The organism is Paludisphaera borealis, assembly GCF_001956985.1.
Lineage (GTDB): Bacteria > Planctomycetota > Planctomycetia > Isosphaerales > Isosphaeraceae > Paludisphaera > Paludisphaera borealis.
The window spans coordinates 6,350,723-6,371,488 of sequence record NZ_CP019082.1; the positions used below are offsets into that span (position 1 = coordinate 6,350,723).

The window sequence follows — 20,766 nt, forward strand, 5'->3', positions numbered from 1 at the left end:
GGGAGGGGTTTACATCCGGTCGACGACGTCGATTCCCAGCAGGCTCAGACCAAACTTCAAGGTCTCGGCGGTAAGGTCGCAGAGGGCCAGGCGGCTGTCGCGCCGCTCGGCCGACTCGGCCTTCAGGACCGGGCATTCCTCGAAAAACGTGCTGAACGCGTTGGCCAGATCGAAGAGGTAATCGGTGACGATGTTCGGCTTCAGCTCGTTGGCCGCCAGCTCCAGGATTTCCGGCAGCCGCAGAACGCGCACGGCCAGGCCCCGCTCGGCGGCGTGCGAGAGCAAAATCACCGGCTTGCGCTGGCGGACGTCCTCGGGGCGGATCTCTCCGCGCCGGAAGATGCTCTGGATTCGGGCGTAGGCGTACTGGAGATAGGTCGCCGTGTTGCCGTTCATGGCGAGCATCTTCTGCCAGTCGAACACGTAGTCGCTGATCCGGTTCTGCGACAGGTCGGCGTACTTGACCGCCCCCAGGCCGACGACCTCGGCGACCCGGGCGCGCTCCTCCGGCGCGAGGTCGGGGCTGTTGCCGTCGACCACCTTGCGCGCTTCGGCGACCGCCTCTTCGAGCAGCGATTCCAGGCCGACGACGTCGCCCTGCCGGGTCTTGAACGGACGCCGGTCAGCACCCAGGATCGTGCCGAACGCCACGTGTTCGAGGTCGACCTTGTCGTACCCCCACGTCTTGGCGACGGCGAACAGTTGCTTGAAGTGGTCGCCCTGGCGATGGTCGACGACGTAGAGGATCTGGTCGGGGTTCCAGGTCTTCACGCGGTACTGGATGGTCGCCAGGTCGGTCGTGCCGTAGTTGGACGCGCCGTCGCTCTTGCGAATGATGAACGGGGCCTTCTTGCGGTCGACGAAGACGACGACGGCGCCCTCGCTTTCCTCGGCGATTCCGCGCTGGGTGAGATCCTCGACGACGTTCGCGAGCATGGGGTCGTAGAAGCTCTCGCCCAACTCGACGTCGAACCGCACGCCGAGGCGCTCGTAGATCGCCTCAAGCGCCTTGAGGCAGTGGGGCATGAACCGCTGCCAGAGTTCGCGGTTCTCGGGGTCGCCGGCGTGGAGCTTGGCGGTCTCGGCCCGCGCGGCGTCCTCGACGCCTTTCTCGCCAGCCTTGATGCGGTCCTGGGCCAGGCGATAGAGCCGAGCCAGTTCGGTGACGGGATCGGCTTCGTACGCCGCGTCGTCGCGGGCGTTCTTCCAGCCCCAGAGGATCATGCCGAACTGCGATCCCCAGTCGCCCAGGTGGTTGTCGCGGACGACGCGATGGCCAAGCGCCTCGAAGATCCGCGCCAGGCTGTCGCCGATGACCGTCGAGCGGAGGTGGCCGACGTGCATCGGCTTGGCGACGTTCGGCGACGAGAAGTCGACGACGACCGTCCGCTGCGTCTTGGGGGCGGACAGGCCGTGGGCGTCGTCGCCGAGCAGGCCGGCGAGCGCTTCGGAGAGCCATTCGACGTGGAGCCGGACGTTGAGAAACCCGGGACCGGCGATCTCGGGCTTGGCCGCCAGCGGCTCGAGGTCGACGACCTCGCGGACCGCCGAGGCCAGTTCGCGCGGATTCTTGCCCAGGGTCTTGCCGAGCGCCATGCAGCCGTTGGCCTGGTAATCGCCGAACTTGGCATCAGCCGACGCGCGGACGGCCCCCATGAAGGCCTGGCGATCGCCGCCTTCGGGAGTGGCGTTTCCAAAGGCGGACCTTAACTTGTCGAGGACGTTCATGAAACAGCTTCCGCGGGAAATCGCCGGGGGGGGGCGAGACGGTCAGTCAGAGGATTTTTCGGGGGTTTCGGCGGTGGATTCGGCGGGAGTGGACGCATCCGTCGTCGTCATCGTCGGCGGAGGCGGCAGTTCGCCGGCTGGCGCGCCCGGTTCGTCGCGCCAACTCAACTGCGGCGCGTCTCCCCAGATCTCTTCAAGAGCGTAATACGTGCGGCCGTCTCCCGAAAAGATATGGACGACGAAGTCGCCGTAGTCGATCAAGATCCATCGCCCTTCCTCCGAGCCCTCCATGCCGAGCTTGAGCTCGCCGATCTTCTTCATCTCGGCGTCAATCTCGCTGGCGATGGCATTGGCTTGTCGCCGCGAGTTGGCGGTGGCGATGACGAAGAAGTCGAGCAGGGGGGTGACGCCGCGAAGGTCCAGCAGCAGGATGTCCTTGGCGCGGTTGTCGTCGGTGATCTTCGCGGCCAGCCGCGCATGAGCGAACGCACGGGTCAGTCGGTCGGGGTTGCGACGGTCGACTGCCCGCGAGACGACATCGTCCTGGGCCGTCTTGATCGACCGCGTGGCGCGGATCGCCTTGGTGCGAGCCGTCGGCGACGAAGGCTCCGGAGTAGGAGTCGCCGGGTTTTCTTGCTCTGGCATTCCGTCTTCCTGAAGAAGGTCGAATCTCCGTCGTCTGCCGACCGGAGACCCGCGATTGGCGGCGATACCGCCGCCCGCAATAGTTAAAAGTTCAAGAGCGTCATCCGTCAGACACCCGCAAGCGAGTCAGGTTCCATCCTCACCTTCCTAGTGTAACCGAACGCCCCCCCTCTCGACCACCTATGCGCTGTGCGCACATGTTCGGGTCGCACGTCGCCAACAACCGTCCCGAGGCGGCTTTCCGTCATCACTCTTACGCTCCAACCTTGCATTGGACCGAGTCGCGTGTTACAGATTTGTTAAACCAGTGCGGAATAGATGGTCGACACTAGACTTCAAAAGGAGGATGTCGATGCTGACCCTCGGTGGACAGGCGCACGGCAGCTTCTGCGACGGGATGCGCCGGCGCGACTTTTTGAAGCTTGGCGGGTTGGCACTCGGCGGGCTTTCGCTGCCGCAATTGCTGCGGGCGGAGTCGCAGGCCGGCGTGGGCAAGTCGCACAAGGCGATCATCATGGTCTTCCTGGCCGGCGGGCCGCCGCACCAGGACATGTTCGACCTCAAGCCGGACGCCCCTTCGGGGATTCGCGGCGACTTCAAGCCGATCGCGACCAACGTGCCCGGGTTCGACATCTGCGAGCACATGCCGCGCATGGCCAAGATGATGGACAAATTCGCCGTGATCCGGTCGCTGGTCGGGTCGGGGCCGGACCATTCGGCGGGTCAGTGCCTTACCGGGTACACCGACCTCGTCAGCAGGGTTCAGGGGGGCAGGCCGAGCCTGGGATCGATCGTCGCGAAGCTCGAAGGGCCGATCCATTCCGACATCCCGCCGTTCGTGGGGCTTTCCCCGCGCGTCGGGCATCCGCCCTGGGCCAATCCCGGCGACCCGGGGTATCTGGGACTCGCCTACGCGCCGTTCGCTCCGTTTCGAGCGGAAGGTAGCGACGGCAAGACGGGTGACAACCCGGACTCGGTGGGCCTGAAGCTCGACGAGAGCGTCATCATTCCCGACCGTCTGGCGGGCCGTCGCTCCTTGCTCGGGCAGCTCGACCAATTCCGTCGCGGGCTCGAACAGTCGCCGGCGATTCAAGGGGCGGACTCGTTCACGACGCGGGCCTTCGACATCCTCGGCTCGCGCAAGGTCTTCGAAGCGCTCGATCTTTCGAAGGAAGACCCACGGCTCCGCGCCCGTTACGGGATCGGCGACATGAAGCAGGAGTTCGACGGACCTCCGTGCTGCATGGACCATTTCTTGATGGCTCGACGGCTCGTCGAAGCCGGGGTGCGGGTCGTGACCCTCGCCTTCGGCCGCTGGGACACCCACAGCGACAACTTCAGCACCAACGCCGAGCGCATTCCGAAGCTCGACATGGGTCTATCGGCCCTCGTCGAAGACCTCCACAACCGTGGGATGGACAAGGACGTCTCGGTCGTCGTCTGGGGCGAGTTCGGCAGGACTCCGCAGATCAACGCCCAGGCCGGCCGCGACCACTGGCCGCCGGTCAACTTCGTGGCGCTCGCGGGCGGCGGGATGCGAACCGGCCAGGTGATCGGCTCGACCGACAAGCACGCGGCTTTCGCCAAAGACCGGCCCATCACCTACCCAAGCGTCTTCTCGACCCTCTACCACAACCTCGGCATCGAGCCGAGCACCGCCGTGCCCGACCGCGGCGGCCGCCCCATGTTTCTGCTCGACGACCGCGAGCCGATCCAAGAACTCATCTGAGGCAGAAGGTCCTGTTGGTCGCGACGCGACCAACGAACAAGCGCGAAAACGGCGAGCCAGGGTTCACACCCTCGCTCGCCGTTTTCGTTTTCAAACTTACGGCCGAGCTTGCCGCCGGCAAAAACGAAACGCCTGGCCGACCCGACTTGCGGGCGACCAGGCGTTGGTCGTCTCTCAAATACCCCCACGGGGACTCGAACCCCGGTCGCTTGGCTGAGAACCAAGAATCCTAGGCCGCTAGACGATGGGGGCGACTGAGTTAGTATCTTAATCCATAGCTTCACCTAGTCAAGTCTCTGGACCAAATACTTGGCTTGAAAGTCGTCGCCGACGGCTCGGTGCAACGAATTCCGCCTTGATACCGAGGGGAAACGTTCTAGGCTGGCTTCGACGATTGCGATACGATCGCGACGACGTACGCGGTTCAGCCCAGGCCAGCCCAGAAGAGCGCCGATGCCGACCATCTCCGCCAACGGACGCAACCTGTACTACGAAGAAGTCGGAAGCGACGGCGAGCCACTCGTCTTCCTGAGCGGGCTCGGCGGCGACCACAGGGCGTTCAGCATCGCCCAGCGGCACTTCGGCAAGAGCTATCGGACTTTGGGCGTCGACGCCCGCGACGCGGGACGGAGCGATCGGGCCGACGCTCCTTACACGACGGCCGACATGGCCGACGACGTCGCCGGCTTGCTGGACGCGGTCGGAGTCGATTCCGCCCACATCGTCGGCCAGTCGCTCGGCGGCCTGGTCGCCCAGGAGCTGGCGATCCGCCACCCGCGCCGGGTCAAGAGCCTGGTTCTGGCCTCATCCCACGCCGGGTCGAACGACTGGCGGAAGGCGGTCATCGAGTCGTGGATCCAGCTTCGCGAGGCGGTCGACGCCGGCCGGTTCACCCGCGCGACGCTCCCCTGGCTGGTCGCTCCTCCATTCTACGCTCACAAAGAGCAGATCGACGGCCTGGTCCGGTTCGCGGAGGGCAACGCCTGGCCGCAAGATCCGGCCGCCTTCACGCGACAGGCTCGCGCGGCGATGTCTCACGATGCGCGCGACCGCCTCGGGGGGGTGGACGCGCCCTGCCTGGTGCTGGTCGGCGCGCTCGACCTGGTGAATCCGCCGCGCGTGGCCGAAGATCTGGCGAACCGGTTGCCGAACGCCCGGATGATCGTCTTGCCCAACGTCGGCCACATGCCGCATATCGAGAACAAGCTCGATTTCCGAGAAGCGCTGGAACGGTTTCTGCTTTCCCTTTCGTGAGGCGTCGGATCGGCCGGATCGCCTGGCCCGCCGTCCTTTGAATGAACTCCCGCCCCATGTCCGCGCGAGGTCGAGAATGCGATATCCGAGGTCCAGCGGCGTCCTCCTGCACCCGAGCTCGCTGCCGGGGATGTTCGGCATCGGCGATCTTGGTCCGGAGGCCCACAAGTTCGTGGACTTTCTGGCCGAGGCGGGCCAGCGATGGTGGCAGCTTCTGCCGCTGGGGCCGACGGGCGCGGGCAACTCGCCCTACCAGTCGCACTCGTCGTTCGCAGGCAACTCATTGCTCATCAGTCCCGAAGCGATGGTCGCGCGCGGTTGGCTCAAGCCGACCGACCTTCCCGACGATCCCGAGCCCGCAACGGATGAGGTCGACTACCTCAAGGTCATCGAACTCAAGAACGGGCTGATCGGCAAGGCGTTCGCGCGGTTCTCGCCGAGCGATGCGGGGTTCCAGAAATTCGTCGCCGAGCAGGACCACTGGCTGCACGATTTCGCCCTGTTCATGGCGATCAAGGAGCTTCGCCAGGGCCTGCCCTGGTTCGCCTGGGAGCCGGAGCTGGTCTCGCGGCAACCCGAGGCGCTGGCCGCGTTCAGCGAATCGGCGGCCGAGGCGATCCGGTTCCATCAGTTCGTGCAGTATGTCTTCTACACGCAATGGAAAGACCTGCGCACCGCTTGCATGAGACGCCACGTGAAGATGATCGGCGACATCCCGATCTTCGTGGCTCACGACAGCGCCGACGTGTGGGCTCGGCCGGACTTGTTCTATCTCGACAAGGAAGGCAAGCCGACGGTCGTCGCCGGCGTGCCGCCCGATTACTTCAGCGAGACCGGCCAGCTCTGGGGCAACCCGCTCTACCGCTGGGACGCGCACGCCGAGGAAGGCTACGCCTGGTGGATTCACCGGCTGAATGCGTTGCTCAACCAGGTCGACCTGATCCGGATCGACCACTTCCGGGGCTTCGCTGCCTATTGGGAAGTGCCCGGTGGATCGGAGACGGCGATCCACGGCCGGTGGGCCCCCGGCCCCGGCGCTGCACTCTTCCACGCCCTCCAGGAGAAGTTCCCCGAACTTCCGTTCATCGCCGAAGATCTCGGGTTGATCACGCCCGACGTCGAGACCCTCCGCGATGAGTTCCACCTCCCGGGCATGCGCGTGCTTCAGTTCGGCTTCGCCGCCGATCCGGACTGCGAGAAGCACCTGCCGCACCGGTACGAGACCAACTGCGTCGCGTATACCGGCACCCACGACAACGACACCAGCATCGGCTGGCTCACCAGCGCGCACGTCGAATCGACCCAGTCGATCGAGGAGATCGAGGAAGAGCGCGGATTCGCGCTTCGGTACGCGGGAACCCACGGCCGGGAGTTCAACTGGGACATGATCCGCCTGGCATTTTCCTCCGTGGCGGAGATCGCGGTGATCCCGATGCAGGATGTCTTGGGCCTCGACAGCCGCGCGCGGATGAACGTGCCCGGCAAGAGCGAGGGGAACTGGGGATGGCGAATCACGCCCGGCGAGCTGACCACCCGGGTCACGAACCGGCTGGCCGACCTCACCGCGCTCTACGGCCGCTGGAACGGCGTGCTCCCCGCGGCCCACGACCTTCACCGCCGCCCGGCGCGCAGCCTCCACTCGGGCGTGACACCCGAATCGACGCACACCGACGAGTCCGGTTCCAAAGCCGGGCTCGCCGGACCAGCCGGGTCGGCGTCCGTCGGAGCGTCCCCCCGGGCATGATCGACCGGCAGGGACGACGGCGGACGGCGTCCCTCAGATCGCCCCGTGGATGTACGACATGAGATGCTTGTTCTCGGTCGTGACCTTGTCGAACATGACCTTGATGACGTCGCCGACCGAGATGACGCCGACAAGCTTCAAATCCTCGAGAACCGGCACCTTGGCGATATGACGTTCGCTCATCAGCCCCATGACCTCGTTGACGTCGTCGAAGATGTCGCACGTCACCGGATCACACGTCATGCACTCAGCGATATGAACGCGTCCGAATCCCTCGCCCTTATGGTGAAAAAGCCGGAGGACGTCGCGCTCCGAGAAGATGCCGACGAGACGGTTATCATGATCGACGACCGGAAGCGATCCGATGTTGTTTTGCACCAGCTTGGCGATCGCTTCGTTGACCGAAGCTTCGGAATCAATCGCCACCACTCGCCGTCCCTTCGCATCGAGAACATCGCGAACAAGCATGGTGACTCGCTCCTCGGATGGAATTAGGGCGCAGCCGATCGACACGAATTTGTGAGTAGGCGACGCCCTGGACCCTGGGAAGGATGTGATCTGATGCCGTATCGTGCCACCTTCAACTATAGGTTGCAAACGATTTCTTGAAGATGAAGAAATTTGAATTTCGCGTTGCGGCGACTCGGCAAGGGCTCCACTCCGGGACCGTCGCGCTGAACCGAACGAACGCTCCGAACTCCGGGTCTCATGCATTTGTGCAAATCCATATCCGACATAACATCCATTGAATCGTCAACGCGCGATTCGCCGGCCGCCATGACCTGGCCGCTAGGGTTGGTGCTGACGTTGGGACTGGTGATTCGCGGGCTCCATCTGGGCCAGCCGATCGTCGAAAACTACGTCGGCCGACAGATTCCGACGGCCATGGTCGCCAGGAATCTGGACAGAGGGTCGGGCTTCTTGCGACCTCAGCTCGACACCGCGCCCTTTCCCAATTTCTTCGTCGTCGAGCCGCCGATTTACCAGGGGCTGGTGGTCGGGCTTCGGAGCCTCTCAGGCTGGCCGCTCGAAGTCTGTGGACGGCTGATCTCGGATCTGGCGACGACCCTCGGCGCGTGGGGCGTTTTCATCCTCGTCGACCGTCGCGCGGGGCGCACTTCGGCGGTTGCGGCGGCGGCGGCGTTCTCGATGCTTCCCATCACGATCCGCTACGGCCGTGCGTTTCAGCCCGACGCCCTCATGCTCGGCGCGTGCACGGCGGGCCTGGCCTGCTGGGATCGGGCAACGTCCGGAAACCGCCGCTGGCTGGCGCTCGGCTGGCTGCTCCTGGCGACCGGCCTGGCCGCCAAGGTGATCGCCGCGTTCCTCCTGCCCGTCGCCCTGCTCGCGGTCTTCCGCAATCGAAACTGGCGGGTCGTCGCGCTCGTCCTGTCGATGCTCGTTCCGGCCTTGCTCTGGTATCTCTGGGCCGATCATCTCGTGGGCGGCTCAACGGGGTCGAAAGCCTCGGCCGACAACCGGGCGATCTGGATGCGTTTGGTCGGTTTGAGTGCATTGGCGAACGGCGAGACGTGGTCGCATATCGTCCGGTTCTTGGCCATCCGCGCGTTCACGCCGGCGGGCCTGGTCGTCGCGGTGTGGGGACTTTGGCCGCGATCCGATTGCGGGAGAACCGGCTTGATCTGGTGGAGCTGGGCGGCTTTCGCCCTGGCGACGATGGCGATGGTCGCGCAGAAACTACATCACGAATACTACTGGCTGTGCCTCGCGCCGGTGGTCGCGGCCGGCCTGGGCTGCGCGTGGTCGCGGATCGCAACGCGCGGCGATCGGCTCGCCTGGGGGTCGGCCCTTGTCTTCGGCGTTCTCTGCGTCGGATTTTCGGCGTCGACGTGGCGGACTCCGGAGGAGTGGAAGTCTCTCGATCGAGCTGGCGAGGCCGCCGCGGCGTCGACCCCGCCGGGCGACTGGATCGTCGCGCCCGAACCGCTTCTCTATCAGGCGAATCGCCGGGGGTGCCGGCTCGAATTCACGCCGCGCGCCGCCGAACGAGCCGCCGCCGAGTGGGGGACCGGCGCGAAAGTCGGCGATCCACTCGATCTGATCGAATTCTATCGGACCCAGGGGGCGCGATGGGTCGCCGACGTCGGGGCCGTCGCTGGCGACGCGCGCCGAATGGCCTTGCACGAAGGAATCCGGCGGCGTTACAAGATCTGGATGGACCGACCGGACTTCCTCCTCGCCGAACTCATCTCTCCAGAGCCTCGCGGACATGCCGACTGAAAATCGCTCCGTCACGATCCCCGATTTCGCCGCCTGGAAAACCGAGGGACGCAAGATCTCGGTCCTCACGGCCTACGAGTTCTCGATCGCCAGGCTGCTTGACGACGCCGGCATCGACTGCCTGCTCGTCGGCGACTCGATGGGCACCGCCGTCCAGGGCCACGACACGACCCTGGGCGTCACCCTCGACCAGATCGTCTACCACGCCGAGATGGTCGCACGCGCGGCGAAGCGTGCCTTGGTTGTTGCGGACCTGCCGTTTCTCTCGTACCAGGTGTCGCGTCGCCAGGCGATCCGATCGGGGGGGCGGATGCTCAAGGAGACCCGGTGCCAGGCCGTGAAACTCGAAGGCGGCACCCGCATGGCCGCCACGATCCGGTCGCTCGTCGATGCGGAGATCCCCGTGATGGGCCACGTCGGGCTGACGCCCCAGTCGGTCCGTAGATTCGGCGGCTACAAGGTCCAGCGCCAGGCGGACGCGATCCGGGCCGACGCGCAGGCCGTCGCCGATTCGGGAGCCTTCGCGATCGTTCTGGAATGCGTTCCCGCCGAGCTGGCGGCGACCATCACGGCCGAAATCCCGATCCCCACCATCGGCATCGGCGCGGGAGCTGCATGCGATGGACAGGTGCTCGTCCTCCACGACATGCTCGGCCTACTCGACGATTTCCGGCCCCGGTTTGCGCGCCGCTACGCCGAACTCGGCGATGTGATCCGCAACGCCGCGGCTCGCTACATCAAGGACGTGGAATCGGGCGACTTCCCCACCGAGGGCGAGAGCTTTCGTTGAGTTTCGGATCGGTTCGACGCCTACAATTCCAGGATGGCTCTCCGGTTCCGACTCCTCAACGCTTCGGGAGCATCGCCATGAGCACTCCGACCCTGATCGAATTAACATCCAAGAAGTGCGTGCCGTGCGAGGGCGACGTTCCTCCGCTCTCGCCGGACGAAGCCAAGGCCCTCCTCGAAGCCGTCGCCGACTGGTCGTTGAGCCACGACGGCCAGCGCATTCGCCGCGAGTGGATCGCCAAGAACTTCATGGCGGGGATCGACTTCTTCGAGAAGGTCGCCGCCCTGGCCGAGAGCGAAGGCCATCACCCCGATCTCCACCTCGAAGGCTACCGCAACGTGGCGATCGAGCTCTGGACCCACGCCGCCGGCGGCCTCACCGAGAACGATTTCATCCTCGCGGCCAAGATCAACGAGATCCCGATCCAGCTCAAGCGGCATTAAGACGGGTGAACAGATTCCGCCATCCTGGCGTCCACATCAATTCATCGAACACGCCGAACGGATCGGCGCGTCGTTTGCTGATGTTCCTGGTGTTGGAACGAGGCGTCCGCGTGGCGTTCGACTCGACGTCGTGAGACGCACGTTGAGCATCTTGCAACCAGGACACCGTCATGCAATCACGTCAGAATTACACTGTCATCGGCGTTTTCGAGAACGAAGCCGACGCCGATCGCGCCGTCGCAGAACTGTACAGAGACGGCTTCCGGGACGATCAGATCGGGGTCGCTCGAAAGCACGTCGAGGCCGTCGTGGGCGAGACGATCGAAGGGGGGACCGAGGCCGGCCCCGGGGCTGTCACGGGCGCGGTCGCCGGCTTGGGCCTGGGCGCCCTGGCGGGGCTCGGGGTGCTTTCCGGCGTCATCCCCGTGATCGGTCCGGCCATCGCCGGGGGGACGCTCGGCGTCATCCTCTCCAACGCCGCGGCCGGCGCGGGAATCGCCGGGCTGATCGGCGCGCTGGTGGGGGCGGGCGTCCCCGAGCACGAGGCCCGCTACTATCATGACGAGTTCGCGGCCGGCCGAACGATCGTCACGGTCAATACGATGGACAAGTCCAACGAGGCCAAGGAGATCCTCCGGCGCAACAGGGCATATGACATGAGCAGCCGAGCCACTCCAGTCGACGAGCCGAAGCGCGTCGATGTGGCCGTTCATCGCGACGACGTGGGGGGAAAGTCGGAGAAAGCCTCCACGCGTCTGGATACGGACGACTTCGAGGATGATTTCAGTTGATCCGGCCAAGCGAGCCGACCGCGCCCGGAAGGAGGCGTCGGCTTGCACTCATCACAGCCCGAGCAGGCCCGCGAGTCGACGGAACAGACCGGGTCGCGGAGGCGGGGCGGCAGACCGGGAAGAGTCGAGAGGTCGATCCTGAAGGCGGATGAGCGGTTCGTGACCGGGTTCAAATGCGCCCGGCTTCTGAACGACGCTCTGGGGCGGACCGGCTTCAAGATGAGCGATCAACGTCAAGGCGTCCGTCCCCTTGGCGGCGAGGATCTTCGACAACGGATCGGGATGGACGGCGTCCCGCCCGTGCTGGAGATGGTCGACGAGGATCGCCGACCCGGACCGAGAGTCCCCGAGCAGCAGGTCGACCCACGCCCACGACTCGCGGTAATCGCGAGGGGTCATCTGATGGATGTCCGCCAGCGACTCCAGGCGCGTCATGCTCGGGCTCCAGCCTGACTGCCGATCGTCGGCGATCCGCGTCAGCCGCGCGTTCCGGTCCGCCAGATCGTTCGGACCCGCCTCGAAGTATTCGGCCAGGCCCTCGTCGAGCCAGAGCGGAATGTCCCCGAACCGTCCGCGCAAGAGAGCGTGAGTCGCCTCGTGGCGAAGGTCTTCCTCCAGTTTCGGCCCCAGGTACGTATAGACGACGCGCTGGTTTCCCTGCGCCATGAAAAACGCCCGGCGCGGCGGCAGTTCGGGGAAGTAGAACCGCAGGAGGTGGAGGAACGCGTTGCGGTCGTCGAGGACGTACACTTCTATGGGTTCAGCGATGGGGTCCTCGCGGCAGTCGAGCTTGGCCGCCAGGTCGTCCTTGAGGTCGCCGAGCGCGAGGACCGCGGGCGAATCGGCTTCGACGGGGCTGTTCGAGTAAATGACGAACGGGCCCGTCTTGACCTGATGCTGGGTCGGCAGCAGGCTCGAACCGCGCTTGCCGGTCGTGGCGCAGCCGGCCGACAAGAGGCCGGCCAGCAGAGCCGCCCAGAGGGCCGCGCGGGCCGATGCGTCTCGAAGAGTCGTGCTGGACCTGTTCAAGACCGATCCCTCCATGAATCAGGACAGCGGTCGACCGCGACGATGATTTCGGGCCTGCTTGGTCCGAGTCGCCTTGTCGATCGCACGCCACAGGTCTTTCCACCCGCTCGACGGGGCGAGCCCTCGCGGTAAGTAAGCGCGGAGAAAGCGAAGCGATTCGGTGCGAGTCCGACCGGGGGCGTCGGACAGGCTGACGCTGAGCCTCGCCAGGTTCTGCACGCGGCGATTCATCGGCACGGGGTTCTGGAGCCGGACGCCCACCAGGTCGATGAGGCTGAGAAATCCATCGCGCACGCTGCGGTCGTGGCAGATCAGGATGTTCGAGGCCTTCAAATCGCGATGCGACAGCGACCGTTCGTGAAGCGATCGGACGAGCGACGCCAGCGCCAGGGTGGTTCGACGCACTTCCGAATGCAAGGTCGCCGGATCGAGCTGCGGGAGCACCTCGAGCACATGATCCAGCAGGGTCGTCGCATGCTCCTGCTTGATCGTGATCTGGTAGGTTTCGTGAGGCAGCATGCCCTCGAAAGGCGAGAACCAAGGCTTGCGACGGCGCGAAACGAACGCCAGGTTTTGAGGGGTCGGGATGCCCCGGCTGGCGAGATGCTGCCCGGCCTGCCACGATCGCCAGGCTCGCGACGGTCGGAAGACGGCTAGGACCGGATCGATCCACTTCTTGCGATTGAACCGCTTGTAGATGACGGGCGTCGGCACGCCGTTGACGCGCATCGTCGTCTCGGCCAGCCGGGTCGTCCGCGAGTCCTTGATGAGCCGCGCGTTCGGACTGTCGAAAGGCGCGTCCGGGTCGGTCAGCAAGGGCTCGATGTCGGCCGGATCGAGGTCGCGCGAGGCGACGCACCAGGCGTTCGGAGACTGATAGACCTGAAAATACTTATTCGTCGACCGACAGCGCTTGCCCCACCGCCGCCAGAGCCGTTCGGCCCACCGTCGGGTCGATTCCTCGACTCCCTTGGCGAAGCTCCGAACCGGCGGGTGCGCGTCGTTGCGAAAGGCCAGGTACGCCTTGAGGAACCGGTGCCGGTCGGCCCGGCTGCTCCGCAGCCAGAAATAATGGTCGAGCAAGGCGAGGTTCTGCTGCGCCTTGACCCAGCTCAGCTTCTTGACCGTGCGGAGCGCGTCCAGGTCGATCATCATCAGGACCGGGGTGTCGTCGGAGTCGAGCCGGACCAGAACGTTGCCAGGGTGGAAGTCGATGTGCAAGAGGCCCGCGTTGTGTAGCCTCGCCGTGAACACCCCAACCGCCGTCGCCAGTCGCCGACGGACCCGCGACCGCCTGGGCTCGGACAGTTGTTCGAGGTTCCGTTCCACGAACGCGTCGAGCGGCGTGGAATCGGGAATCTCCCGAGTGATCAGGTAATTGTCGAACAGAAACCCATGCTTGCGGCGCTCGCCCAGCGCGATCGGCGAGATGGTCGGAACGCCGATCGAGGCGAGGCTCTCGGAGCGCTTGCCCTCATTGCGGCCCTTGCCTCGGCGAAACCACTGCCGGTACTTGGCGCGCCGGTCCGGCACGAGATAGTGCTTGATATAGACCGCGAAATCAGGGAGCTGAACCCGGTAGACGACCCGGTGCGGCCCCGATTTGACGGTCGTCACCCGCCCTTCGGCCCGCCATTGGTCGAGCCGGAGCCCGATCGAGTCCAGCAGCAGGTCGCGCCACGGTTCGTGTACCCACCATCCGACGTCGCCCGCCTGGACGAACCGCCAGTCGGGCGGTTTGAACATGCGTTTCGAGGCCGTCTGCGAGCGTCTTGTCGGAAGCGTAGAGTTCATGAGCATTTCCTGATCAGTCCTGCTCCCGGCGTGGCTGCTCGGGCGAAACCGCCCTCGCGGGCGGCTCCGGCTCGTGGTTGGCTCGTCTCCTGAAGACGAACGGCGTGGGCGCGGCGGGTCGAGCGTCCGACCAGCCGCAACGTAGACTCGAAGACCCCTGGTGATCAACGCCGGTCGCGGAGGCGACGAACGTCGGCGCCCAGGCCGCGATGGAATAGTGCGTCTCGACGCGACTCCGAGCGGCTCGTCCCATCTCGGCGCGGAACGCGGGGTCGGCCGCCGCGCGCACGGCCTCGATCCACTGGTCCGGGGTCGAGGCTAAAAACCCGGTCGCGCCAGGCTCGATCATCTCGACGTGGGCGCCGACCGGATTGGCGATCGTCGGCAGGCCCGCGGCCTGGTACTGGAGGATTTTGAGCCCGCATTTCCCCCGGCTCCAGTCGTCGTCGGGCAGCCAGCTCACACCGAGATCGCCCCGCGCGAGTTCCGCGGCTTCGTTCGACTCGGTCCAGGGCACGGGCACGACCTCAACGCCCTGGAAGTCGGGAAAACGGTCGCAAACGACCCGGAGCCGCAGCCCTGGAATCGCCCCTCCCAGCCGTTCCCAGAGCGTTCGTTGCGATTCGAGGCCCTTGAGTGTGCTCGACGAGCCGATCCAGACGAGTTCGATCGGCCGTTCGCCGCGCTCCGTCGGCCGCTCCGTCCTGGGGAGGTAACGAATCGGATCGACGCACGTCGGGATGGTTCGAACGCTCTCCGCGGCCGCCCCCGCGCGGAGGGCGCAGTCGGCCAGAAAATCGTTGCCCGCGATCACCGTGTCGGCCAGCCGGACGGTCGCCGCAAACCGTCGCTCGCGACGAGCCGAGTGCGGACCGCGACGGTCGTACGAATCGCGGTAGAGCACCGCGTCGTCGAAGTCGAAGATCAGGTGCCGCGCGTGACGACGGAGCAGGGCGAGCTGCCAGCTCGGCAACAACTTGCGCTGCAAGATCACGGCGTGATACCGCGAAGCGTCTCGAAGCTGCGTCAGGCGAGGGAGGAAGTACCGTTCGAGCGGCTGGCAGACCAGCGAGCAGCCCGCGTCGCGCAACGCCGGTTCGAACGCCCGGATTCGATATCGGCAACAGACGTGGTCTGGCGAATCAACCAGGGCGAGGAGTCTCATCCCGTCCTCCATGACGGTTCGGGCAAGCATCATCATCGTACGTGGAGTCCGTTCCGCGATCGAGACGGACGGATCTTAAACCGAAACCGAAATTAAACCAAGGCCGAGTCCCATCCCAACTTTGAGATCGTCCCCGGCGCGGTTCGCCTTCGACCGCGACTTCCGCAACTCGGATTGTCCACCTTCGCCGATCATGGTAGAGATACCCCGCCCAACGGTTTCGAGACCACGACGCGGTCTCGTTTTGCATGGATGCTCGTTGGCGCCCCTTTCTTTTTGGCGCTGGTCGATATGAACAATTTCGTACGTCTGGTGCGATTCGCCTGGCCCTATCGCGTTCGATTCGGACTGTCCGTCGGCTGTGCGTTGATGGTGGCGCTCTTCTATTTCACGGAGCTGGGCGCCGTCCTTCCGCTTCTGAAGATCCTCATCAACAACGAGAATCCTCAGCGCTGGATCACGCTCAAGCTCGACTCGATCGACGAGAACCTCGAACGCCTCGACGCCCAGAGGGAAGAGCTGAAGCGAGTCCAGGCCGCGCTCGAAGCCGACGGCCCGAGCGGAACGGGTCTGAGCGAGCACTTCCTCAAGCTGAAAGGGGAGTTCCTCAAGCACGGCACCGAGGTGAAAGAACTCGAACATCAAGTCAACCTGCCCGGCCTCAACGGACAGCCGTTGAAGCCCGCCGAGCTGGCGCGGCGCGACATCGAACTTCTGGAGCGCAAGTACAAGATCGCCGAAGCGCGGATGAAGGAGATCGAACAGGACAGCGAGTTGCTCCGCAAGGGCGACCGTCTCGCGCTGACCAAGCGGTCCGAAGTGATCGCCGAGGAGCGGAGCAATGCAGAGTGGTGGCAGCGCTTCTACCTACGCATGAAGCCCGCCATCTATACGTATTTGCCTTCCGATCAGTTCCGCGCCCTCGTGCTGCTGATGGCCTTGGTGCTCGTGGGCGTGGTCATCAAGGGATGTTTCACGTTCCTTCAGGAAGTCCTGGTGGCGAACGTCATGCAGCTCACGCTGTTCGACGTCCGCAACCTGTTCTTCCGCCGAACGATGAACCTCGACCTCGCCAGCTTCTCGGACCAGGGGTCGGCGGAGTTGATGGCTCGGTTCACGAACGACATGGACTCGTTCGGCCAGGGCCTCAATACGCTTCTCAGCAAGCTGATCCGCGAGCCGCTCCGAGCCGTGATCTGCATTTCCGGCGCATTCTGGTTCAACTGGCGGCTGACCTGCCTGACGCTCGTCGTGGTGCCGATCTCCGCTTACACCACCTACCGCGTCGGCCGCGTCATGAAGCGCGCCGTGCGCCGCTCGCTTGAGAGCATGTCCTCGATCTACAAGATCCTCCAGGAGACCTTGCAGGGGGTCAAGGTCGTCAAGGCCTTCGGCATGGAGCGGATCGAGCGACGGCGATTCTTCCTCGAAACCAAGAACCTCTATCGCAAGAGCATTCGGGTCGCGATGATCGACTCGATGTCCGACCCGGTCCTCGAGATGCTGACGTTGATCACCGTCACGATCGCGCTGTTGGCCGGATCGTACTTGGTGCTCAAGCAGCGGATCTTCCTGGACCTCGGCCCGTTCAAGCTCCAGCTCGCGTCCGAGGTCATGAAGATCGAAGACCTGCTGACGCTCTACGCGATCATGGCCGGTGTGTCGGACCCGATCCGCAAGCTGTCCAACGTCCACTCGAAGCTCCAGCGCGCCGCAGCCGCGGCCGACCGGATCTGCGCCCTGATGGACCGTGAGCCCCAGGTCGCCGAACGCGCCGGCGCCGCTGACCTGCCGAGACACTGCCACTCGATCGAGTTCGACGAGGTCCAATTCGGCTATCATGGTCGACATACCGTGTTGAAGGGGCTGAGCCTGACCGTGAAACACGGCGAGACGATCGCCCTGGTCGGCCCCAACGGCTGCGGCAAGACGACGCTGATGAACCTCTTGCCCCGCTTCTGGGACGTCGACTCGGGAACCATCCGGATCGACGGCCGCGACATCCGCGAGTACCGCGGCCGCAGCCTCCGCCGTCAGATCGGCATCGTGCCCCAGGAGACGATCCTGTTCCAGGACTCGATCGCCAAAAACATCGCCTACGGCGACCCCAGCGCTAGCCGCGAATCGATCGTCGAGGCCGCCAAACGCTCGTACGCCCACCAGTTCATCACGACGCTTCCCGAAGGTTACGACACCGTGATCGGCGAGCGCGGCCACGGCCTCTCCGGCGGCCAGCGCCAGCGGATCGCCCTGGCCCGAGCGATGCTCCGCGATCCAGCGATCCTGATCCTCGACGAAGCCACCAGCGCGGTGGACATCCAGGACGAGGCCCTGATCCGTAAGGCGATCGAAGAGTTCTCGAAGGGTCGAACCACGTTCTTGATCTCCCACAGCATGGGGACGATCCAGTTCGCCGACCGCATCGTACTGATCGACGACGGCCGGATCGAAGCCGTGGGCACGGACAACGAACTGAAGCGCTCTAGCCCGCTCTATCGGCGGCTCTACGAGATCCACTACCACCGCGAGACCGCCTGAACCGATTATGCGGCCTCGACTTCGGCCCATGCCGCGAACTCGCGCCGTCTCAGCCTTGCCAATCGCCTGGCTCTCCGGTACCATATTCCTGTCAGTCGCACCCGTAGCTCAATTGGATAGAGCATCGGTCTACGGAACCGAAGGTTATAGGTTCGAATCCTATCGGGTGTACTCAGAAGTGCCGACAGACTCAGGAGTTGCGGCGATCTCGTGAAATTGGGTTTCTTGCCCCGAGGAACCTTTCACAGGATTTCACAGACCCAACACCCGGCCGGGTCTCGACCGATTCGACGAAAGACAGAAGAGGGGCGAGCCACAATCCCATGTGGCTCGCCCCTCTTGTCGTTTCGGCGGAGCGAGACGGAAGCCCCGGTTCACGGTCCTTACGGTCGTCCGCCAAGTCGAGGGCGGATCGAGCCGCCCCCCCTCGCCGGCCTTTCACAGGATTTCACAAGGACGGCCCGGCTCTCCACGGTGCTGAAGGTCCGCCGTGAGCCGGGCGACGAGCCCCCAGTCCTGGCGGGCGACGGCCTCCTGGAGACGCTCGACCAGGAGGTCGATCTCCACCTCCTCGTACCCGTAGCGCCGGGCCACTTCCGGCGGGAGGCTGGCGGCGATCCGCCGGTACGTCCGGTTGCTCTTCGCCCGCATCTCCTCGTCCGACTCCTTCACGTAGCTCGTCAGCATCACCGACACCCCCAGCCGGGCATCGGCGGCCACCTGCCGGTTCAGATCCTCCCCCGTCCGGGCGTACTGGAGGCTCGTCTTGCGGAAGACGTGGAGGTAGGCCCGCCCGCCCGGAGCGTCCTTGGACCAGTCCTGGATGCGCTCGTAGAACCAGTCGCCGAGTTGGTCGGGGTCGAACTCGCCGGAGACCTTGGCCGCCAGCCAGGGGCGAAGCCCCCGCTGGTGGAATCGCCTGAGCTGATCCTTGTAGATCCCGAAGACGTAGGGGCTATCGGTCTTCAAAGCGAGGAGTTCCCGGTACAGGCCCTCCGGGATGCGGAACCACTTGTCGATGCCCCACTTGCCGACGATCTCGAAGTGGCGCTCCTCGCCCACGGGCTTCAACTGGTCCCACCTCAGCCCCATCACCTCGCTCTTGCGCCCCCCAGGACCAGAGGCAGACCTTGGCGATGGCCGGGGCGACCGTCATGCCGGGCCACCTCCGCCCCAGGTGATCCAGCAGCGAGATCAGCTCCTCGCCGCTGAATTGGCGGATCTTGCGGTCGAAACCCCTGATCCAGGTGAACTGACGCCAGGGGTTCTCCGAGAGCAGGCGGTCCTCGGAGACGACGCCCCGGACGCACTTCTTCCCGGCGTTCCGATTGGCCCGCTCGAACGCCGCCTGGAGGGCCACCGACCACTTGATGACCGTGTTGGCGCTGAGCGGCTCGACCTCCTTCCTGCTGTTCGGGTACTGGGACCGCCAGTTCTTCGGCCGCTTCAGGGCCTCGTGCTGGAATCGCTCGCAGTCCTCGGGCGTGGCGGCGGCGATCGGCTCCAGGCCGCTGATCTGCCGGAAGGCCGAGATCGCTTCGAGGCAGGCGACGAGCGACTTCTCCGCCCTCCGCCGCTCCTCCGGCGACTGCTTCTTGGAGAAGTGCCGACGCTGGATCTCCTCGAATTCCTCGTCGGTCGGTATGGCGCAGGTTTGGCTGCGACGATGGCCACCGTTGCGGATCATCTCCTCGGCGACGAGGACGGCCTCGCTCGGGTCGGTCACCCCGGTGGACTTGCTTGCGACCAGGCCCGGCCAGTAGACGTACCAGGATCGCCTCGTCCCGGTCGGCGGGGTGAGCGTGACGGTGATCGGCGAGCCGTCGATGACGACCGTGACCTTCTGTTTCTTCAGCAGCGGCTTGCGTGGCATCCCTCGTCCCCCCCATCGATCCGGCGTCATTTCGCCCGGCGAATCGTATCCGCACGTCCAGTCGTCTCATCGGGACTCGATCCACTCGTCGATCGATTCCCGGTGGAACTTCCACGGTTTGCCCCGACCGGTCCCGGCCACGATGCACCGCCGGGGGATGTCGCCGTTGCGGGCCTGGTCGGCGATCCAGGTCGTCGTGCAGCCGAGCCGGCGGGCGACGTAAACGGAATCCACGACGCCGGGTGGCGGCGGGGCGAGGGCGTCGGCGATCCGGGCGATGCTCCGGGCCATCGCTTCCCACGCCGTCGTGGGGGTGGGGGACCGTCCGGCGGCCTCTTCAAGGGCATCGAGTCGTTGGAGCATTGCCGCCACCGTCCCCTCATAAGCCGGGGCCGTGCCGACGACTCCGCCGATCACCAGGCCGGCCTCGGGCACGGACCGACCCATTCCTTCCCATTCGGACCGGGCCGCCGATGCCAGGATGACTTCCGCCAGGGCGTCGGCGACCGCCCCGAACGAGTGGTCGTCCATGAGGTCTCGGAGGTCATCGCACTCGTAACGCCCCAGGGTGGCCCGGACGGCTCGGTACTCGTGCCCCCGGCGGACGAGTTCGCCCTCCAGGACGCCCCGAGCCAGGATCGCCCGTTCGTCGTCGTTCCCGGCGAGGCGGTACACGGCCTCGGTCAGGCCGCCCTCGGGTCGGTACGAACGCTCGGAGTCGCCCTTCTCGGCACAGACTTCGAACGCCGAGGCGTGGGTGATGATCGCCCCGGATTCGATATACGCCGCAAACCGGTCCAGCTCGGACTCGGCGGGGACGGGCTTCCCGAGCTTGGCCAGTCCGGCGAGCCCTCCTGCGACTTCGGTCATGGTGTCCTCCGATCCTTGTTCGGCCGCCCGAGCGGGCGGCATATCCCTTTACGCCTGGTCTGCGATTTGTAAAGTCGCCGACGGGGGACGGCGTTCGCCGTGAAGGAGCGGGCATCGCCGGCCGTGCCCCGT

At 65.4% G+C, this 20,766-nt stretch carries 17 protein-coding genes and 2 tRNA genes; 9 read left to right on the top strand and 10 right to left on the bottom strand.

Annotated features, from left to right (window positions below; all coding sequences use genetic code 11):
• Nucleotides 1–9 precede the first annotated feature (9 nt).
• Both argS and rsfS read right to left on the bottom strand, forming a co-directional pair.
• Nucleotides 10–1,728, bottom strand: a complete 1,719-nt coding sequence (gene argS, locus BSF38_RS24540) for an arginine--tRNA ligase (protein ID WP_076349713.1) — start codon at nucleotides 1,726–1,728, stop codon at nucleotides 10–12.
• A 42-nt stretch (nucleotides 1,729–1,770) separates the two neighbouring features.
• A complete protein-coding gene (gene rsfS, locus BSF38_RS24545) occupies nucleotides 1,771–2,373 on the bottom strand; it encodes a ribosome silencing factor (protein ID WP_083713412.1) in 603 nt (200 codons plus the stop codon).
• Nucleotides 2,374–2,725: 352 nt separating this feature from the next.
• Here rsfS and BSF38_RS24550 point away from each other — a divergent pair, with 352 nt between their 5' ends.
• A complete protein-coding gene (locus BSF38_RS24550) occupies nucleotides 2,726–4,102 on the top strand; it encodes a DUF1501 domain-containing protein (protein WP_076351428.1) in 1,377 nt (458 codons plus the stop codon).
• A 179-nt stretch (nucleotides 4,103–4,281) separates the two neighbouring features.
• Here BSF38_RS24550 and BSF38_RS24555 read toward each other — a convergent pair.
• Nucleotides 4,282–4,354: transfer RNA gene (locus BSF38_RS24555), tRNA-Glu, on the bottom strand.
• Between the two features lie 201 nt (nucleotides 4,355–4,555).
• On the opposite strand from BSF38_RS24555, the gene BSF38_RS24560 reads away from it, so the two are divergent.
• Together BSF38_RS24560 and malQ are read left to right on the top strand one after the other, a co-directional pair.
• Nucleotides 4,556–5,356, top strand: coding sequence for an alpha/beta fold hydrolase (locus BSF38_RS24560; protein WP_076349714.1), 801 nt, complete (start codon nucleotides 4,556–4,558; stop codon nucleotides 5,354–5,356).
• A gap of 76 nt (nucleotides 5,357–5,432) precedes the next feature.
• On the top strand, nucleotides 5,433–7,100 hold the full coding sequence (gene malQ, locus BSF38_RS24565; RefSeq protein WP_099092027.1) for a 4-alpha-glucanotransferase: 1,668 nt from the start codon (nucleotides 5,433–5,435) through the stop codon (nucleotides 7,098–7,100).
• A gap of 33 nt (nucleotides 7,101–7,133) precedes the next feature.
• Here malQ and BSF38_RS24570 read toward each other — a convergent pair whose 3' ends face one another.
• Nucleotides 7,134–7,613 (bottom strand): CBS domain-containing protein, encoded by a 480-nt coding sequence (locus BSF38_RS24570; RefSeq protein WP_237170597.1) that lies wholly within the window; start codon nucleotides 7,611–7,613, stop codon nucleotides 7,134–7,136.
• 264 nt (nucleotides 7,614–7,877) lie between these two features.
• Here BSF38_RS24570 and BSF38_RS24575 point away from each other — a divergent pair, with 264 nt between their 5' ends.
• The 4 genes from BSF38_RS24575 to BSF38_RS24590 all read left to right on the top strand — a co-directional run bounded on the left by BSF38_RS24575 (nucleotide 7,878) and on the right by BSF38_RS24590 (nucleotide 11,365).
• Nucleotides 7,878–9,341, top strand: coding sequence for an ArnT family glycosyltransferase (locus BSF38_RS24575; protein WP_099092028.1), 1,464 nt, complete (start codon nucleotides 7,878–7,880; stop codon nucleotides 9,339–9,341).
• Complete coding sequence (panB, locus tag BSF38_RS24580) at nucleotides 9,331–10,131, top strand: 3-methyl-2-oxobutanoate hydroxymethyltransferase (protein WP_076349718.1); 801 nt, start codon at nucleotides 9,331–9,333, stop codon at nucleotides 10,129–10,131. The genes BSF38_RS24575 and panB overlap by 11 nt, the downstream gene beginning before the upstream one ends.
• A 77-nt stretch (nucleotides 10,132–10,208) precedes the next feature.
• Nucleotides 10,209–10,574 carry a 4a-hydroxytetrahydrobiopterin dehydratase gene (locus tag BSF38_RS24585; protein ID WP_076349719.1) on the top strand — a complete coding sequence of 122 codons (366 nt, stop codon included), beginning with the start codon at nucleotides 10,209–10,211 and terminating at the stop codon, nucleotides 10,572–10,574.
• A 170-nt stretch (nucleotides 10,575–10,744) separates the two neighbouring features.
• A complete protein-coding gene (locus BSF38_RS24590) occupies nucleotides 10,745–11,365 on the top strand; it encodes a general stress protein (protein ID WP_076349720.1) in 621 nt (206 codons plus the stop codon).
• Between the two features lie 51 nt (nucleotides 11,366–11,416).
• Here the strand turns inward: BSF38_RS24590 and BSF38_RS24595 are convergent, their stop codons facing one another.
• Genes BSF38_RS24595 through BSF38_RS24605 form a run of 3 tightly spaced genes read right to left on the bottom strand, consistent with a single transcriptional unit; the run spans nucleotide 11,417 to nucleotide 15,353 of the window.
• Complete coding sequence (locus BSF38_RS24595; protein WP_168189452.1) at nucleotides 11,417–12,394, bottom strand: DUF1570 domain-containing protein; 978 nt, start codon at nucleotides 12,392–12,394, stop codon at nucleotides 11,417–11,419.
• A gap of 18 nt (nucleotides 12,395–12,412) precedes the next feature.
• Nucleotides 12,413–14,188: a lipopolysaccharide kinase InaA family protein gene (locus BSF38_RS24600; RefSeq protein WP_076351432.1), complete on the bottom strand. Its 1,776-nt coding sequence runs from the start codon at nucleotides 14,186–14,188 to the stop codon at nucleotides 12,413–12,415.
• Between the two features lie 13 nt (nucleotides 14,189–14,201).
• Complete coding sequence (locus tag BSF38_RS24605) at nucleotides 14,202–15,353, bottom strand: glycosyltransferase family 4 protein (protein ID WP_083714018.1); 1,152 nt, start codon at nucleotides 15,351–15,353, stop codon at nucleotides 14,202–14,204.
• Nucleotides 15,354–15,644: 291 nt separating this feature from the next.
• Here BSF38_RS24605 and BSF38_RS24610 point away from each other — a divergent pair, with 291 nt between their 5' ends.
• Together BSF38_RS24610 and BSF38_RS24615 are read left to right on the top strand one after the other, a co-directional pair.
• Nucleotides 15,645–17,891: an ABC transporter ATP-binding protein gene (locus BSF38_RS24610; protein ID WP_076351434.1), complete on the top strand. Its 2,247-nt coding sequence runs from the start codon at nucleotides 15,645–15,647 to the stop codon at nucleotides 17,889–17,891.
• A 97-nt stretch (nucleotides 17,892–17,988) separates the two neighbouring features.
• Nucleotides 17,989–18,062, top strand: a tRNA-Arg gene (locus BSF38_RS24615).
• Between the two features lie 267 nt (nucleotides 18,063–18,329).
• Here BSF38_RS24615 and BSF38_RS31530 read toward each other — a convergent pair.
• The 3 genes from BSF38_RS31530 to BSF38_RS24630 form a co-directional block, all read right to left on the bottom strand.
• Complete coding sequence (locus BSF38_RS31530; protein ID WP_076349722.1) at nucleotides 18,330–18,860, bottom strand: hypothetical protein; 531 nt, start codon at nucleotides 18,858–18,860, stop codon at nucleotides 18,330–18,332.
• Entirely contained in the window at nucleotides 18,847–19,764 is a 918-nt protein-coding gene (locus BSF38_RS24625) for a hypothetical protein (RefSeq protein ID WP_076349723.1), read from the bottom strand. The genes BSF38_RS31530 and BSF38_RS24625 overlap by 14 nt, the downstream gene beginning before the upstream one ends.
• 66 nt (nucleotides 19,765–19,830) lie before the next feature.
• Nucleotides 19,831–20,634, bottom strand: a complete 804-nt coding sequence (locus tag BSF38_RS24630) for a helix-turn-helix domain-containing protein (RefSeq protein ID WP_076349724.1) — start codon at nucleotides 20,632–20,634, stop codon at nucleotides 19,831–19,833.
• Nucleotides 20,635–20,766: the final 132 nt, after the last annotated feature.